The organism is Tautonia sp. JC769 (genome assembly GCF_040717455.1).
Taxonomy (GTDB): Bacteria; Planctomycetota; Planctomycetia; order Isosphaerales; family Isosphaeraceae; genus Tautonia.
Genome location: NZ_JBFEFH010000002.1, coordinates 158,548 through 174,730, shown reverse-complemented (window position 1 = coordinate 174,730; position 16,183 = coordinate 158,548). Strand labels below are relative to the sequence as shown.

The 16,183-nt window shown below is 70.0% G+C and carries 13 protein-coding genes; 10 read left to right on the top strand and 3 right to left on the bottom strand.

Features of this window, described 5'->3' with window-relative positions; translation table 11 throughout:
- Positions 1-44 precede the first annotated feature (44 nt).
- The 4 genes from AB1L88_RS03195 (at position 45) to AB1L88_RS03180 (ending at position 4,613) form a co-directional block, all read left to right on the top strand.
- Positions 45-1,016, top strand: a complete 972-nt coding sequence (locus tag AB1L88_RS03195; protein ID WP_367095180.1) for a GDP-mannose 4,6-dehydratase — start codon at positions 45-47, stop codon at positions 1,014-1,016.
- Between the two features lie 159 nt (positions 1,017-1,175).
- On the top strand, positions 1,176-1,676 hold the full coding sequence (locus AB1L88_RS03190; protein WP_367095179.1) for a hypothetical protein: 501 nt from the start codon (positions 1,176-1,178) through the stop codon (positions 1,674-1,676).
- Positions 1,677-1,789: 113 nt separating this feature from the next.
- On the top strand, positions 1,790-3,193 hold the full coding sequence (locus tag AB1L88_RS03185; RefSeq protein ID WP_367095178.1) for a YcjX family protein: 1,404 nt from the start codon (positions 1,790-1,792) through the stop codon (positions 3,191-3,193).
- Between the two features lie 253 nt (positions 3,194-3,446).
- Positions 3,447-4,613: a YcjF family protein gene (locus AB1L88_RS03180; RefSeq protein WP_367095177.1), complete on the top strand. Its 1,167-nt coding sequence runs from the start codon at positions 3,447-3,449 to the stop codon at positions 4,611-4,613.
- A 720-nt stretch (positions 4,614-5,333) separates the two neighbouring features.
- Here the strand turns inward: AB1L88_RS03180 and AB1L88_RS03175 are convergent.
- Positions 5,334-6,521, bottom strand: a complete 1,188-nt coding sequence (locus AB1L88_RS03175; RefSeq protein ID WP_367095176.1) for a hypothetical protein — start codon at positions 6,519-6,521, stop codon at positions 5,334-5,336.
- 370 nt (positions 6,522-6,891) lie between these two features.
- Between AB1L88_RS03175 and AB1L88_RS03170 the strand changes: the two genes are divergently transcribed.
- Positions 6,892-8,730, top strand: a complete 1,839-nt coding sequence (locus tag AB1L88_RS03170; protein WP_367095175.1) for a choice-of-anchor Q domain-containing protein — start codon at positions 6,892-6,894, stop codon at positions 8,728-8,730.
- Here AB1L88_RS03170 and AB1L88_RS03165 read toward each other — a convergent pair.
- Positions 8,670-9,350 carry an NAD(P)H-hydrate epimerase gene (locus tag AB1L88_RS03165; RefSeq protein ID WP_367095174.1) on the bottom strand — a complete coding sequence of 227 codons (681 nt, stop codon included), beginning with the start codon at positions 9,348-9,350 and terminating at the stop codon, positions 8,670-8,672. The genes AB1L88_RS03170 and AB1L88_RS03165 overlap by 61 nt on opposite strands.
- A 235-nt stretch (positions 9,351-9,585) precedes the next feature.
- Here AB1L88_RS03165 and AB1L88_RS03160 point away from each other — a divergent pair, with 235 nt between their 5' ends.
- From AB1L88_RS03160 to AB1L88_RS03140, 5 genes are all read left to right on the top strand, one after another.
- Positions 9,586-9,834 (top strand): zinc ribbon domain-containing protein, encoded by a 249-nt coding sequence (locus AB1L88_RS03160; RefSeq protein ID WP_367095173.1) that lies wholly within the window; start codon positions 9,586-9,588, stop codon positions 9,832-9,834.
- A gap of 471 nt (positions 9,835-10,305) precedes the next feature.
- Positions 10,306-10,497 (top strand): hypothetical protein, encoded by a 192-nt coding sequence (locus AB1L88_RS03155; RefSeq protein WP_367095172.1) that lies wholly within the window; start codon positions 10,306-10,308, stop codon positions 10,495-10,497.
- 332 nt (positions 10,498-10,829) lie between these two features.
- Entirely contained in the window at positions 10,830-12,287 is a 1,458-nt protein-coding gene (gene dnaA / locus AB1L88_RS03150) for a chromosomal replication initiator protein DnaA (RefSeq protein WP_367095171.1), read from the top strand.
- Between the two features lie 294 nt (positions 12,288-12,581).
- Positions 12,582-14,399, top strand: a complete 1,818-nt coding sequence (locus AB1L88_RS03145) for a glycosyltransferase family A protein (RefSeq protein ID WP_367095170.1) — start codon at positions 12,582-12,584, stop codon at positions 14,397-14,399.
- Complete coding sequence (locus AB1L88_RS03140) at positions 14,390-15,907, top strand: glycosyltransferase family 4 protein (protein ID WP_367095169.1); 1,518 nt, start codon at positions 14,390-14,392, stop codon at positions 15,905-15,907. Before AB1L88_RS03145 ends, AB1L88_RS03140 begins: the two co-directional genes overlap by 10 nt.
- Before the next feature lie 35 nt (positions 15,908-15,942).
- On the opposite strand, the gene AB1L88_RS03135 is transcribed toward AB1L88_RS03140, so the two are convergent.
- Complete coding sequence (locus tag AB1L88_RS03135; RefSeq protein ID WP_367095168.1) at positions 15,943-16,143, bottom strand: hypothetical protein; 201 nt, start codon at positions 16,141-16,143, stop codon at positions 15,943-15,945.
- Between the last annotated feature and the right edge of the window lie 40 nt (positions 16,144-16,183).

The window sequence follows — 16,183 nt, the reverse complement described above, 5'->3', positions numbered from 1 at the left end:
CGGGAGCGGGGTGGTTCGAAGGGAGTCGAGGGGGAGGACCGGCCATGCGGGCGCTCATCACCGGCATCACCGGCTTCGTCGGCGGCCATCTGGCCGAGCACTTGCTCGAGCAAGGGGACGTGGTGGCCGGCCTGTCGGCCTCGGGACGATGGCCCGACGCGACGGCCCACCTGGCCGAGGCCGTCCGGCTGGAGACGTTCGACCTGCTGGCCGACTCGGTCGGCTCGCTCGCCCGGATGCTCTCCCGCAAGCGTCCGGAGGCCATCTACCACCTGGCCGCGCAGGCCAATCCGCACGCCAGCTTCGACGACCCGAGGGCGACCTGGGACCTGAACCTCGGCGGCACGCTCACCCTGCTCGAAGCCGTCCGCGCCGCCGAGCTGGACGCGAAGCCGCGGGTCGTCCTGGTCGGGTCGGGCGTCTCCTACGGCAACCCGGGCCCCGAGGACCTCCCCGTCACCGAGCGCTGCCCCCTGCGGCCGAACAACCCGTATGCCGCGAGCAAGGCGGCGGCCGACCTGCTCGGCATCCAGCACTGGCTCTCGCACGGCACGCCGGTGGTCATCGCCCGGCCGTTCAACCACGCCGGGCCGAGGCAAGAAGACCGCTACGTCCTGAGCAGCTTCGCCCGCCAGGTGGCCGAGGTCGAGCGGGGCGACCGCCCCCGGATCGAGGTCGGCAACCTCCAGGTCGTCCGCGACTTCACCGACGTCCGCGACATCGTCCGCGCCTATCGCCTGCTGGCCGAATCGGGCAAGCCGGGCGAGGTCTACAACGTCGGCACCGGCCGCGACGAGTCGCTCGCCCGGCTGCTCGACCTCCTCCGGGGGCTGGCCGAGTGCCCGGTCGAGGTGGTGGTCGACCCTGCCCGCGTCCGCCCGGTCGACCAGCCCTTGCTCCTGGCCGACGCCTCGAAGCTCCGCGCCGATACCGGCTGGGAGCCGCTCCGGACGAGCGAGCAAACCCTCGCCGACATGCTCACCTTCTGGCGATCCCACCTCCTCGCCGCGGCCTGACCCTCCCTGCGATGGCTCGCCCCGGTCACACCCCCCTCGACCTCGGAAAAAAAAGGGTGCAAGAATCTCCCGGATCGGGCGAATAAGCATGCCTGGACATCAATGGTCGCACCGCCTTGATGGCGGTGGCGTGCTCGATCCGGAGGGAGGCCGATTGCGATGAAGCCCGACTTGTCCGCCGATGACGATGTGATGGGCCAGAAGCCGGGGGCCCTGGGCATGGGCCCTGCGCGGTCGTTCCCCCTCGGGCTGGCGCTGGGCCTGGCGATCGGGGGGCTTTGCACCTGGTTCGTCCTCCGGGCACCTCAGGAATCCTCGGCCATTGTGGTTGCCCCGGTCGAGCGTCCGGATTCCCCCGTGAACCGCGAGACCTATGCGAAGATCACCCCCGGGATGACCTCGTGGGACGTCCACGACCTGCTCGGCTCGGGCGAGGTGATCGCCGAACAGGGGATGGTCGTCGACGAGAAGGGTCAGTACCGCAAGTGGGAGAATCTCGGCCATCGCGTGTCCAACTCCTCGGGGAGCGTGCCCGATCACGACGGCCAGCCGAGGGAAGACGTGCGCAGGACCGTCCAATGGTCGAACGGAAATCGCATGATCACGGTCGTCTTCCACAACGACGAGGTCGTGGAGAAGATGGAGGAGAACCTCTACTGATCCGCGTCTCCGCCTGGCCGAGGTGGTCGAGGGGGAGCACGTCCGGGCGGTTTGCTCGGGTCCGCGTTCGTTCTGTCCCGTTCCTGGGGATCGCTCCCCGGCCGAGTCCGCAGATGATCCTCAATCCGCTCCGACGACAACCGCTTCGCTTCCGACGCTCGGTCGGCCTGGTCGGCCTCTTCTACAGCGGCAAGACGGTCTTGCTGACCTCCTTGATTGCGCACCTGCGCAATCATGACCCCGATCGCTTACCCCTCGGTTCCGGCCCCGATGCGCCGGAGATCACCCACCTGGGAGAACTCCCCCCGAGCCTCTGCTCCGAGCGGTTCGACGTGGACGACCACTACAACCGCCTGATCGTGGCCGACTGGCCCGCCAAGACCGACCGCCTGAACGAGTACCGGGCCGAGCTGGTCGTCGGCCGGGGGACCTGGTGGACGACCGACCTGTCGCTCGTCGACTTGCCGGGCGAACGCCTGGCCGACATGGTGATCGCCTCGCACCCGACGTTCGACGGCTGGAGCGACGCCGTGCTCGGCATCCTCCGCAACGAGGCCGAGTTTGCCCGGGTCGCCCGCCCGTACCTGGACCTGGCCGCGCGACCGGGGGCGACCGCGGCCGACATCCTGGCCGCCTACCGGACCGTGCTGGCGACCCTGCACACGAGGTTCATGCCGTTCATCTCGCCGTCGAGCTTCGTGCTCGACCCCGAGGGGGTGTCGCTCGACGCGAAGCTCGGCACCGAGCGCCCGGCGACCGAGGCCGATTGGATTGCGTTGAAGGCCGATCGCGGCGTCTGTGGCCGGTCGCGGGGCGAGCAGTTCGCCCCCCTGCCCCGGGAAGCTCGGGAGCGATCGCCTGCGTTGGCTTCGGCCTTCGCCGAGCGATACGCCCGGTACCGCGAGGCGGTCGTCTTGCCCTTCGCCAAAGCACTGAGCCGGTGCGATGACCTGGTGGTCCTGGTGGATGTGACGGTCCTGCTCGAAGGCGGGCACGGGATGGTCAACGCCTATCGGGCGTTCCTGGAACAGGTGCTCGCCTCGGTCGATCCGGGGTTCACCCCCGCGCAGCAGGTGGCGGACTGGGGATTGTGGACCCTCTCGCTGTTCCAGGCGAAGTATGCTCATGTGCGTCGGGTCGTGTTCGTCGCCACCAAGGCCGATCGCGTCGTCCGGGACGACCGCGACCGCCTGCTCGACCTCCTGATGCAACTGACCCGGCCGATCATCCGGCCGCACCAGGCGAGGAAGCATCTGACGGTGGAGCATCTGATCGTCGCCGCCGTCCACTCGACCTGGGCCGAGCCGGGCGACCCGGTCGATACGCTCCGCTACAATTCGCCGAAGGGGGAGGTGCAGGCGACCGTGTCCCGCCTGCCCGACCAGTGGCCCGACCACTTCGAGCCCGGCCGCTTCCGCTTCCCCCGGCCCGAGCCCTCGTTGCCCCGGGCCCGGGTGCGGGTTCCGCCTCAGATCAATCTCGATCGGCTGACCCGGTTCCTGCTCGACCTGAAGTAGGCCGGGCAGGACGAAGGCGACGTGCTTCCGGTCGGGATCTTCGGATCTTGTAGGGTGCTGTCGAGTCTTCGAAGACGCACCTGTATGAAATCATGAATGGCGACGCGGGTTGAGGTGGCCGTCGAGGATGGGGCGTGTCTGTTGCGAACCTGGGAGGTGCGTCTTCGAAGACTCGACAGCACCCTACAAATCAGCATCCCGCAAAGAAAACGATAAACTGACGTGAACGGTCTTTGTTGAGAAGGAGCCTGCCATGAGTCAGCCCTCGGGCTACGGCCCATTCTCCGGGATTCCTGGCGGCGACGAGGGGGCGCACGAACCCGGTCCCGCATCCGAGGCCCGATCCGAGCCGACGCCCGCCCCGATGCCCGAGCCGCCCCCCGAACGCCGCTCGCGACCGATCGACTCGGGTATTCCCGTCTCGGTGCTCGATGAGGCGAAGGTCGGCCCGACTCGGAGGTTCGTCGAGGATCTGCCGCCAATCGACGACGACAACGAGCCGATGCTTGAGGACCGCGATCGCCCCTGGGTCGATCGGGGGACCGGGGCCTTGCTGGTCTTGCTGGCGACGACGGTGCTCGTGCTGTTCGTGGCCTCGCAGGCGGCGGGATTCCTGGCGGCGCTGGCACTCTGGCCGCCGGTGGTGCAGGCGATCGGCTACGGGGTGATCGCGGTGCTGGGGGGGATGTTCGCGATCGCCATGGTCGGGCTCGTCTGGAAATATGTCACGCTGCCGATCTCTCCGGGGGTCCGCGTCGACCGGGCCGATTCCTTGAGCCATCGCCGGTCGGTCCAGATCGAGGCGAGGCGCAACCGGGCGATCGCCAAGCGTCGGCTGATCGAATTCCTCGATCGCTACCCGACCGACCCGCGTCATCGCCGCTTCCTGGCGTCGATCGCCGGTCCCGAGGCGGCCGCCCGGCTGTTCGAGCAGCGCGACCGGCTCCGGTCGCACGATGCCGCGACCGATGACGACTGGGTCCGCGAATTCGAGGCCCGTTTCCTCGGACCGCTCGACGAGGCGGCCCGATCGCTCGTGAAACGCCACTCCGTGGCCGTCGGCGTAAAGACGGCGATCGTGCCGAGCGGGTTCCTGGATGGCCTGATCGTCGTCGCCAACGCCTATCAACTGATCGGCAGCCTTTGCCGCCTGTACCACCTGCGGGCCGACAACTGGTCGACGGTCAAGATCACCGCACATGTCTTCGGCAACACGTTTGTCGCCGCCCGCCTGGAGGAGTTCACCGACCAGGCCGCCGATGCCTCGTTCGACCAGATGCACGACCTGATCCACAGCCAGATCGCCCGGGGCGTGCTCTCCCGGCTCTCGTCCGGCGTGACTCAGGGGACGGTCAACGGCCTGCTCCTGCGCCGCTTCGGCCGCTACGCGATCCGGGCCTTGCGGCCGATCCGGGGGTGAGCGGTGCGGGATGATTCCCTCGCGTTTGGCCGTGAACGCGTCATCCCGATACAATGAATCGACGGTCGAATTCGGTTTGTGCGACGAGGGCAGACGGATGGCACACGTGACGACGATCCCGGGGACCTATCGCGACGGTGTGATCGAGCTGTCGGAACGTCCGGCCGGAGTCTCTGCAGGGGCTCGGGTGCTGGTGACGTTCCTGGACGAGGCCGAGCCCCCGGCCATCGATCCAAGGCAAGCGTCCTCTGAACGCTTGCTCGCCAGGATGAAAGCGGGTATTCCCTTCGGAGGCGCTCCCTACCCGTCGCGAGAGGAGGATGCTCCGATCGGACCCGAGCCGCGTGAAGCGCTTCGCCGGGAGGCCATCTCCGAGATGAGGCGAGGGATCGACCTGGGTGGGCCACCGTACCCGACCCGGGAGGAGTCGAATGAGCGAAGCCGATGATGGCTTCCCGGCGATGGCCGACACGAAGGTGGGCGTGTATGCGTATAACGTGAGCGACCTCGAATGGGGGCCTTCGAAATCGGTTGGGTGCGGGTGGCCGGGGCAAAGCGCAGCGTGCCCCGGGCGCGAGGCCCCTGCCTCCCGGGGCACGCTGCGCTTTGCCCCGGCCACCCTCCGTTTTCATCGGTCCGGGTGCACCATTCGAGGGGCATCGCTGTTCGGATCGCCAACCCATTCGAGGCGTCCCCGGCTTGATCTCGGGGCGTGCCGGGTCAGGGGGCCGGCTCGGTCGCGTGATCGGCCTCGGGGGGAGAGTGATCGCCTTCCTCGTCGAGCAAGGCGTTCAGAAGCTCCTGGGAATCGATGGTGGTCCAGGCGCCGGTCTCGCCGCGGAAGGTGTGGATGCGGTTGCCTTCCCGGACCGTAATGGCGTCGGCCTCCAGCTCCGGGACGGCGGAGGTGCCTTCGGGGAGTTCCAGGGTCGCCCAGCGGTTCGACTGGACGCTGAAGGCGTAGACGTGGCGGCCGAGGTGATAGACGGCCGTGGCGGGATTGACGATCGGCGAGGCCTTGTCGGCGACCGGCTCGCACAGGTCGAGCGGATACCAGCGGCCGTTGTTCGTGTTCAGCACGGCGACGCGACGGATCTCAGGCCCTTCCAGGTGCAGCGCGGTCAGATACGCGTTGGTGATGGGAGTGATGACCAGCGGGGAATCGTCCGAGGCGGGCAGGTCGAGCCTTGCCGTCTTGCCCGAGTTCGAATTCCGGACGGCGACCCGATCGCCCGAGGGGGAAATGGCCCAGAGGAGTTCGTTGATTTTCATGAGCTGAGGCGCGTTCCGCCGGACGTCCGATTCCGGCCCGGTCGCGGCCGAGTCCGAGTCCGAAGGCGGTTCCGGTTCCGCGTCGTCGTCCTCGTCTTCCTCGTCGTCGTCCTCGTCCTCCTCGGCGTCCTTGTCTTCCTCATCCTCGGGGGCATCCGGCAGGAAGGTGATGGACCGGAGCTTGAAGGGGTCGAGGGTCAAGGGGCCGAGGTCGGTGGTCATCTTCAGGGGGGCGTACAGGTTGAGCGAGCCGGCCAGCTCCTCGCCCGAGGCGGCGACGACCGCGCCGGGGACGGTCATGGTCCAGACGCCGTTGGCGATCATCACGTTCATGGGAGGATGCCCCTCCGGGATGTCGAAGCGGAGGGACTGGAGCTTCTCCGGGGGGATCTCGTAGCGGCCGAAGTCGCTGTCGATGGCGATGGGGGCGAGCCGGAGCGGGCCGGACACGCGCTTGCCGGTCGACGATTCGACCTCGACCCTCCGCTCCGAGAATTCCGGGGCCTCCCCGCCCATCATCATGCCGCCGCCCATCCCACCACCGCCCATGCCGCCGAACTGGGCCGAGGCGGCCCCGGGGATCAGGACCAGGGCGGTCATCGCGCAGGCCAGGGACCGCAATCGGGTTGGAATCATCGGGGCATCCTCGAGGGGACGGGAGGATCGGACGATCGACGTGAACGGCGCGAGGCCGAGCACTCACTCTACCGAGGGGCTTGAGCCTGCATCAATTCATTTCTGCTCGTCTCGATGACGGGACACGAGCGGGACGAAGGGCCGACCGGACGGGCCCTGTTCGGAAAAATGGGCGCAATCCGGAGAATCGCTCAATTCGAGCGAGCCGACGGGCCGAAGATCCGAAGTGAGCCGGACCGGTTGCCGGGCGTTCCGGGGTCTGTGCGTCGGGAGTCGATTCCGATGGTCAGGGCCGTTCGCGAGACGACGCCGGCAAGCAGGGTTGGGAAGGGCTCGGGGCACGGATAACGCCGGGAGCGGGGTGCTTCGGATGACTGCGATCGGGTGGAAGCGAAGCGGGGCGGGTGCCGGTCGTCCGGGCAAGGCGAAGGCGGCTCGTCGGAAGGCCACGCTGGCCGGGGCGGTCGAGGCGCTCGAACCCCGGGTCGTGATGGCCACGTTCCTGGTCACGAGCGCCGCCGATGCCGGGCCGGGCACGCTCCGGGACGCGATCGAGCAGGCCAACCGCGTGCCCCGCGAGGCGCACGTCATCAGCATCGCGCCGGAGGTCTCGGGGCCGATCGTGCTGGACAAGGCCCTGCCGACGCTGATCGGCGAGGTCGAGCTGGCCGGCCCGGAGGGGAACCCGGTGCCGGTCGTCCGCAGCGGTGCCCCAGACACCCCCGATTTCCGGCTTCTGACCGTCGGCGAGACGGCCAAGGTGACGGTCAAGAGCCTGGCCCTCTCGGGCGGCCGGGCCCAGTTCGGCGGAGCGATCCTGAACGACGGGCAGTTGAACCTGCTGTTCAGCGAGGTCTCGGGCAACGTGGCCGGGGCCAAGGGGGGGGGGATCTACAACACGGGGGTCCTCTCGGTCGGCGCCTCGTCGATCCGGGACAACCTGGCCGCGGGGGATCGGCCGATCGGCCTCGGCCCGGCGGGGATCGGCCGCGGCGGGGCGATCTTCAACGCCAACAGCCTGACCCTCTCGACCAGCTCCGTGACCGGCAACGCCGCCAACCGAGAGGGCGGGGCGATCTGGAATTCCGGCTGGACGAGCATCAACACGAGCCTCCTGGCCGACAACTCGGCCGAGGCGTTCGTGCTGGCCCCCGGCCGGGTGCCGATCGGCCGCGGCGGGGCGGTGTACAACACCTCCATCCTCCACGTCAACGGCAGCACCCTGACCGACAACCTCGCCAACCAGCAGGGCGGGGCCGTCTACAGCAACGTGACGCGCCCGAGGATCGAGCCGTCGTCGATCACCTCGTCGATCGTCGCCGAGAACCTCGTCGACGACGTGTTCGTCCGCTTCGGTCCGTTCGAGTTCAAGGGGCCGAACCTCGTCGGCGCGGTCTCGGGGAAGACGACGGGCGCGGTGACGATGCCCGGGGCCGATCCGATGCTCGGGCCGCTCGGCCTCTACGGCGGGTCGCTGCTGGTCCGGCCCCCCTTGCCGGGCAGCCCGGCCGTCGGCGCCGGCCTGTACAACGCGGCGTTCCAGACCGACGTGCGCGGGGCCCTCCGCTCGAACGGGGCGACCGACCTGGGGGCTGTCCAGGCGATTCCCTTCACCCTGACCGTCGAGGCCGGGGGCGGCCAGGAGGCGATGCCGGGCGCGCCGTTCGCCTCGCCGCTGGTCGTGCGGCTGGAGTCGGTGGGCGAGGGGTCGCTCGAAGGGGGCCAGGTGATCTTCCGGGCCCCCGCCGAGGGGGCGTCGGCGGTGCTGGTCGGCAACCCGGCGCGGGTCAACGCCCAGGGGATCGCCCAGGTGCAGGCCGTGGCCAACGGCATCCCGGGGAGCTATGAGGTGATCGTCGAGTCGGCCGGGGCGCAGGAGCCCGTGACGATCGCCCTCACGAACCTCGACCCCGACCCCGAGCCCGACCTCGGCGACCCGGTGCCGGCCGCGTCGTCGGCCCAGCGGGCGCTCGGCGGTGCCGCCCGGCGGGCCGTGGACGAGGTGAGGGGGGGCGTGCCGAGGCCGTCTCGGGTGGCCCCGATCGTGCAGGATCGGGCGGCGGCGCTCTCGCGGGCGCTGCGCCAGGCGATCGACTCGGCGGAGGAGTCGGGGCGGGCCTTGCATCCGGCCCTGGCCCGGGTGCTCGATCAGATCCGGGAGCGGAACGGGTCGAGCAAGAGTCCGGGGACGCCGATCTCGACGACCTGAACGGTCCCGGTCCAGTCGGCGGCCCCCGGCGCGTCGAAGCCGCGCTTGCGGGCCACGAAGCTGGTCGTCAACCGGGCTCGGATGGCCACCCCGAGCGGTTGGCCGGTGTCGCAGTCGAGCCCCGAGGGCAGGTCGAGCGCGAGCACCGGTTTTCCCGAGGCGTTGACGGCCTCGATCACGGCGCGGAGCGAGCCCTCGACTTCCCGGGTCAGGCCGGTGCCGAGCAAGCCGTCGACGACCCAGTCGGCCCAGGAGAGCGACGCGGCGAGGTCGTCCGCATCGGCCAGGGGGCGTTGATCGAACCCGGACCGGTCGAGGATGGTGTGCTGGGCGGCGGGGTCGCCCCTGAGCCGGTCGGCGGGAACGGTCCATCGGACCTGGACGGGCCATCTCCAGGCGTCGAGATGCCGGGCGACGACCGCGCCGTCGCCGCCGTTGTTGCCCGGGCCGCAGAGGATGAGCACGCGCCTCGCGTCGGGGCCGGCGGCGACTCGGAGGCACTCGGCGGCCCCCCGGCCGGCGTTCTCCATCAGGACGAGGGTGGGCAAGCCTAATTCATCGGCGGCCCGGGCGTCGATGCCGCGGACCTCGTCGCGCGAGAGGGGGCGGAGGGGAGTCATGGCGTCGTCTCCTCGGGCCGGAAGCGGGCGGAAGCCGACGGCGCGGGGCCCCGCGTTGACGGCCCGGCGACGTCGGCCCCTATAATACTGACATGCCCGCCGATCGGACGACCGGCCCGGTTCAGATCGGAACGGAATGGATCGGATCGGATCGGATCGGATCGAGCGGGCCGGTGGTGCGATCGACGCAGACCCTCACCCATCAACGATGCCTCTCCCGGAGCCTCCGACGACCATGCCGTTGTACGAATACCACTGCGATGCCTGCGATCGAGACTTCGAGGCCCTCGTCCGGTCGGCGGGCGACACGCCCCGGTGCCCGTCGTGCGGCGCCTCGGAATTGACGAAGCAGTTCAGCGTGCCGGCGTCGGCCCGATCGAACGGCTCGGCCTCCGCGTCGCTCCCCGTCTGCGACGCCCCGATGCCGGCCGGCGGCTGCGGGTCGATGGGCTGCGGCGGCGGGTTCTGCGCGATGGATAACTGATCGGGAATCGCGAGGAACAGCGGCCCCTACGACTGCTTGCCGAGTCATTCGGAGCGTTCACGGTGTTCAGCGGGTGCCCCGGGTTCCGCGCCGCGGACCCCGGGCGGAGTCGCATGGGCCTGCCACCCCCCGGCCCGGGGTCCGCGGCGCGGAACCCGGGACACCCGGCGGTTTCCGATTGAACTGTGGAGTCCCGATCGGGGGACGGAGCCCCCCGACGCTCCATTGCGCCGACCGGGTCATCGGTCGGAGGACGGGCCGGCGTCCCTCTGTTCGTCCTGGAATAATCCCGGGTGACGGATGGCGGCTCGCGTCCTAGGGTTGATTCGAGTCAACACAAAAGGCGCGATGCGGCAATGCCCGGATCGATGATGATGCAAGACTCCGCCGGCGATCGAGGCCGGGGGGGCCGGGATCGTTGACCGTCCGCCCGTTCGGAGCGTCGAGCGCTCCGAGAAGGGAGGTCCTCCGATGGCCCGTTGGTTGGGATGGCTCCTGGACGTCCGATTGCACCTGACCCTGCTCGCCTTGATCCTCTTCGCGGCGCTCGTGAGCGATCGCGCAACGAAGGCGCCGGCATGGTTCTCAAGGCAAGACGCCCTGGCGGAGCGGCCGGAGTCGTTCCTGCAGTCGCTGGCCCTGATGGTCTATGACGAGCCGTGACGCCGAATGGCTCAACTCGGCGCCGGGCCCGGCCGACCGGCCGCCTGGGCGCCCGGATCGCGCCAGCCGGACCGCATCGGGGCTCGTGCCGTAACTCCGCGCGAGCGCTCGACTTCCCATCCGCGCCAGGTGGCGCCAGCGCCCCGCGAAGCCGATTGACTTCGGGCGGATCGGGGCGCATATCCCCCTGGGTTCGTCGTGCCGTCCTGAAGATCGGGCGGGCCGATGGCGATCATTGGTTCGTGATCGCCGCGATTCGGCCGGTCGGTCGTCCCGGGACGTTCCGGCGCGTGATGCACTCAGCTCAGCGGATGAGGGGGGAGAGGTCGATCATGGTCGATCGGCGGTTCGAGCATGAGCCGGCCCTGCGGGCGGCGGTGGCCGAGCGGGTGGGCGAGTCCCGCTTCGGGCTCTGGTTCGGCGACGAGGTCCGGCTCGGCGTCGAGGGCGACTGCCTGACCGTCGGCGTCCCGAATCGGTTCTTCCGGGACTGGATCCGGGGCAAGTATGCCCGGGAGCTGTCGGCGGTGGGCGAGCAGGTCGCCGGCCGTCGCCTGGAGCTGGCCTTCGAGGTGGCCGACGAGCTGGAGCCGGGCGTCGACGAGGTCGCCCCGTCGCCCCCCGATCGGTCCAAGCCGGACGACCGCAGGCGGGGGCCGTCGGTGCCGCTGCCGATGCCCGGGTCGTCCCCGTCGGCCCCGGTCGATCAACCGGCGCCGAGGCCCCCGGTCGATCATCCGAGGTCGCGGCGGGCGAGGCCCGCGCGGCGGCTCGACCAGTTCGTGCCCGGCCCCGGCAGCCGCCTGGCGCTGGCCGCCTGCATCGAGATGGCCGAGTCGCCCGGCCTGGCGTTCAACCCGCTCGTCATCCACGGCGGCATCGGCCTGGGCAAGACGCACCTGCTCGAAGGCCTGGCCGAGGCGATTTCGCGGCGACACCCCGGGATGAGGGTGATCCACCAGACGGCCGAGGCGTTCACCAACAGCTTCCTCGAGGCGATGCGCGCCGGGACGCTCAACGCCTTCCGCTCGCGATACCGCAGCGCCGAGCTCTTGATCCTCGATGATGTGCACTTCCTGACCTCGAAGCGGGCCACGCAGGACGAGTTCCAGCACACGTTCGACGCCCTGATCGCCTCCGGGGCCGTCGTGGTCCTGGCCAGCGACCAGCACCCGAGGCTCATCCCGAAGCTCTCCGACGAGCTGGCCACCCGCCTGCTCGGCGGCATGGTGGTGAAGCTCGACGCCCCCGACCCGACCACCCGACGCGGGATCCTGAAGGCGAAGGCCGCCGCCCGGGGGGTCGAGCTGCCCGAGGCGGTCGCCTCGTATGTTGCCGAGCACCTGCGGACGAGCGTCCGGGAGCTGGAAGGGGCCCTGCACAGCGTGCTCGCCCACGCCACCCTGACCGGCAAGCGGCTCGACCTGAACCTGGCCAAGTCGGCCCTGCGCGACACGATCCGCCACACGGCGCAGGCCGTCGCCCTGCGCGACATCGAGAAGGCCGTGGCCTCCTTGTTCGACCTGCCGCCCGACGCCTTGAAGTCCGACGGCCGGTCCCGGGCCGTGACCCACCCGCGGATGCTCGCCATGTATCTGGCCCGCAAGCACACCGGGGCCGCCTACAGCGAGATCGGCCGCTACTTCGGCGGCCGGAATCACTCGACGGTCATCTCGGCCGAGAAGAAGGTCCGCGCCTGGCTCCAGGACGAGCAGCGCCAGTCGTTGCTGGCCGGCTTCGAGACGATGGGCGACATCCTCTCGGCCGTCGAGCGGACGCTGGGGACCTGACCGGGCGGGGGTGGCCATCCGGGGCGGGAGCGGGCGCGTCGAGGTCCCGCGGATCGGCCCGTCGATCGGCCTGAGATCGCGATGTCATCGGGAAAACATTGGACGCCGTTTCGGCCGCCCGGCGCTGCATCGCCATAAAAGCGCCGGGGAGGCGTCGGGACGCTCGATTGGAGTTGCCCCTGCCTGGGACTCGAAGTATAGTCCGCCGTCGCCTCACTCGATTGGGCCGGTGTGTTCCGTAATGAGACACGGCCGGCAGAGCCGAGGGCGACGTGCTCAAGGAGGAGCCGGACTATGGGAGCGTTGGCAGCGGCGCAGATCGGCCGTGAACAGCCGGTTCGCGTGCATCGTCCTGAGGACAGTTCCCCTCCTCTGCCGGCGATTGCGGCGACCACCGCCGAGGCGATCGCCCTCTGGACCGAGTTGCTCGACGCGTTCTTTGACCGGCAGGCCGCGGTTCGACTGGAACGCGAGACCAACCAGCGGGCGCATCATCGCTGGAGGCCGAAGCTCGCCCTGGTCCTCCCCCCCGAGTTCTCCGTCGATCGCCCGGCGCACCGGGCCGACCTGGCCGTCGCGCTCGAAGTGCTGGCGGCGACCGTCGAGCAGTACAATCTCGAGGTCATCAGCGACAGCCCCCAGGCGGCCCGCCTCTTCGCCGACGTCCGCCCCTACTCGGCCGAGGCCGTGGCCGCGTGCGTCGGCGCCCTGGTGCTCGGCTCTCAATCGCTGAACGACGAGGTCGCGGCCATCCGGCCGAGCCGCCGGGTCGCGGCCGACCCCTGCGCCTTCCGGGCCGAGGGCCGTCGGATCGTCTTCGAGCAAGGTCGGCTCGACCTCCCCTTCGAGCCGGCGGACGATCGCGAGGTCGTCGGGGCGCTTCGGCAGGGCATCTCGGCCTTCGTGGATGAGAACGACGAGGCCCCGGCGTTCCTCGACGCCCTCCGGCGACTCGCCTCTGCCGCCCCGGGCCAGGACGTGCGGGTCACGCTCTCGTCACGAGCCGACGACACCTTCGCCGCCCTCGTCCGGGCGACCCTGGCCGGCGTGCCCCTGGTCGAGGTGATGCCGGCCCCGGAACCGGCCCCGAAGGCGGACATCCGCACCGACGCCGGGCCGGGCGGGTTCGTGCTCAGCAACGAGCCGATCGCGCTCCTGACCCGGCGAGACCCGAGCCTCCCGGCCTTCCTCTTCCGGGGCGGGGAGTGGTCGTGGGTCGACGCCGAGGGGCTTTCCCGGGCCTCGCTCTACCTGCATCGCGGCGAGGAACAGAACCGGGGCACCCTGCTCGGGAACTGGCTCGAACCGAAGGTCGAGCAGCTCAAGGCCCGCTTCGGCCCGAAGGCGCCGCAGACGATCGCCGAGCCGCTGGTCAGCATCGTCGTCCCGGTGTACGACCGGACGACCGAGCTGATCCGCCTGGCCTCGTCGATCTTCAACCAGTCGTATCCGTGGATCGAGGTGGTCTTCGTCAGCAACGGCAGCCCCCCGGAGACGCTCGAGGCGCTCCGGCTGGCCGAGGGGCACCTGATGAAGCACCGCTTCCGGGTCCGGATCATCGAGATCCCCCGGCCGTGCGGGTCGGCGACGATCCCGAGGGACGTCGGCATCCGCTCGGCCGGCGGCGAGATGATCTGCGTGCTCGACTCCGACGACTGGCTCGAGGCCGGCTTCTTCGACTTCGTGATCGTCAACGACCACTCGTGCCGGGGCGACACGATCTACTACCCGAAGAAGGTCTTCCGCAACTTCGGCCGGGCGATGCGCGACGACTTCCCGTGGGATACGCCCCTGTCCGGCCCGTTGGCGGTCGAGGCCGACGCCCTGCCCTCGACCCTGAAGCGGCTGGGCAACTTCTTCTGCAACTCGGGGGTCTGCTTCCCGAAGGCGATGTTCGAGCGGGCCGGGGGGATCGACCTCCGCCTGCATTACGGAGAGGACCTGTATCTCTGGTGGCGGCTGGCCCTGGTCGGCTGCCGGGCCCAGATGCACGACGGCCTGGTGAACATCGCCCTGCATCCGGGGAACAACGAGCTGGCCGTCGGGGACGACTCGCGGGTGACGGAAGCCGTGGCGCTCGCATGCGACCGGGGGAGGGGCCAATGGCTGTGAAGCGGATCGGAATCGCCTTGCCGATGCTCGGGATCTCCGGCGGCATCAACATCATCCTGAACTGGGGGGTGATCCTCGCCAGGGCCGGCTACGAGGTCGAGATCATCCTGCCCCCGCAGGAGATGGACCGCGACTTCCCGTTCCTCGGCGAGCAGGACAGCCGACTCCTGCGCAAGGTCTCGCTGCCCGAGGCCCGGGGCCGTCGCTACCACACGGCCATCGCCACCTGGTGGGCCTGCCTCCCCTGGCTGGCCGACCTGGAGGCCGAGCACTACGTCTGGTTCATGCAGGCGTTCGAGGCCCAGTTCTTCTCGCCCCACGCCGAGGAGCAGGCGAAGTTCGACGAGCTGGTGTCGAGCCAGATGAACGTCATCGCCATCGCCCCCTGGCTGCAACGGCTGGCCGAACGGCACTATAACCTGGAGCCGAAGCGGACCTTCTGCGTCCTGAACCCGCTGGACAAGTCCCTCTGGCGGCCGATGGCGCGTGTGCCGCTCAAAAGGGGGCGGCGGCCCGTCCGCTTCCTGGTCGAGGGGCCGTCGACCGACCCGCGCAAGAACATCGTCCCGACGGTCAAGCTGCTCGAACGCCTGAAGGTGCCCTATAGCTGGGTCGGCGCCATCGTCGACCGCTCGGCGACCGGCCCGCACTGCCGATGGGTCGAGGAGCAGGTCCCGTATCGCCGGATGCCCTCGATCTACGGCGACAGCGACGTGCTGGTCAAGGCCTCGAACGCCGAAGGCATGTTCGGCCCCCCGCTGGAGATGTTCGCCACCGGCGGCACGGCCGTCTGCTGGGACGTGCAAGGGGCCGAGGAGTACATGGCCGACCGGTACAACTGCCGGCTGACGCCGATGAACTCGTGGACCAGGTTGTCCGAGGCCATCCTCGAACTGGCCGAGAACCCGGACCAGGTCCGGACGCTCCAGGAGAACGCCCTGGCCACCGCCGAGGCCTGGCCGACCTGGGACGACCAGGCCGACCAGATCCTGGCGACGATCGAGGCCCTCGTGCCGTTCGACCGCTCGTCCCTGATCCGCCAGATTTCCCGGGTCGAGTTCCGGGGCAACACCCCCCGGGCCGACCTGTCCGACCAGTTCCAGGAACGCCAGCGGTACATCATCTGGCTCGAGTCGGAGGTCGCCAAGCGCGATCGCCGGATCGGCAACCTCTGGGCCGAGGCCCATGCCCGGGGCCAGACCATCGACGCCCTGCGGGCCGAGATGTCGGCCGGGGCCTTCCACCGGGCCGTCCGCAAGGTCGGCCGGACCGGCCGGGCGATGGCTCACCTGTCCCGAAAGCTGGTCGGTCGGCAGGCCCGGGCGCTGGCCGACTCGACGCTCCGCCGATCGTTCCGGACTGATCCGCCCGCCCTGAACGCGCCGAACACGCCGCCGCCCTCGTCGTCGTCGTCATCGTCGCCCCCGTCGACCGCCGCCCGAGGCGAGTCGACCGTCACCGCCTCGGCGGCCCCGACGACCGAGGCCGCCCGGCGAGACGCCGCCTGAGGCCGTTCGGGCCGGACGATCGTCGACCCTCGGCGTCACTCCCGTGCGGGGGGATTGCCGAGGGGGACGTAGCCGGGGCACGAGACGACCGGCTGCATCGGGTACTTCGGATAGCCCGGGTCGGTCCTCGACCGCTCGCAGAGCAGGAACCGCGAGCCCTTGCCCGTCACCACGTCTCGCTTCGAGGCGCACGACCGGCAGAGGCTCGCGGCCGTTTGTGGGGGGCGGTCGTTCATTTGAGAATGGGTTCTGTTGGTGCGGTGCTGCTTCGTGTCG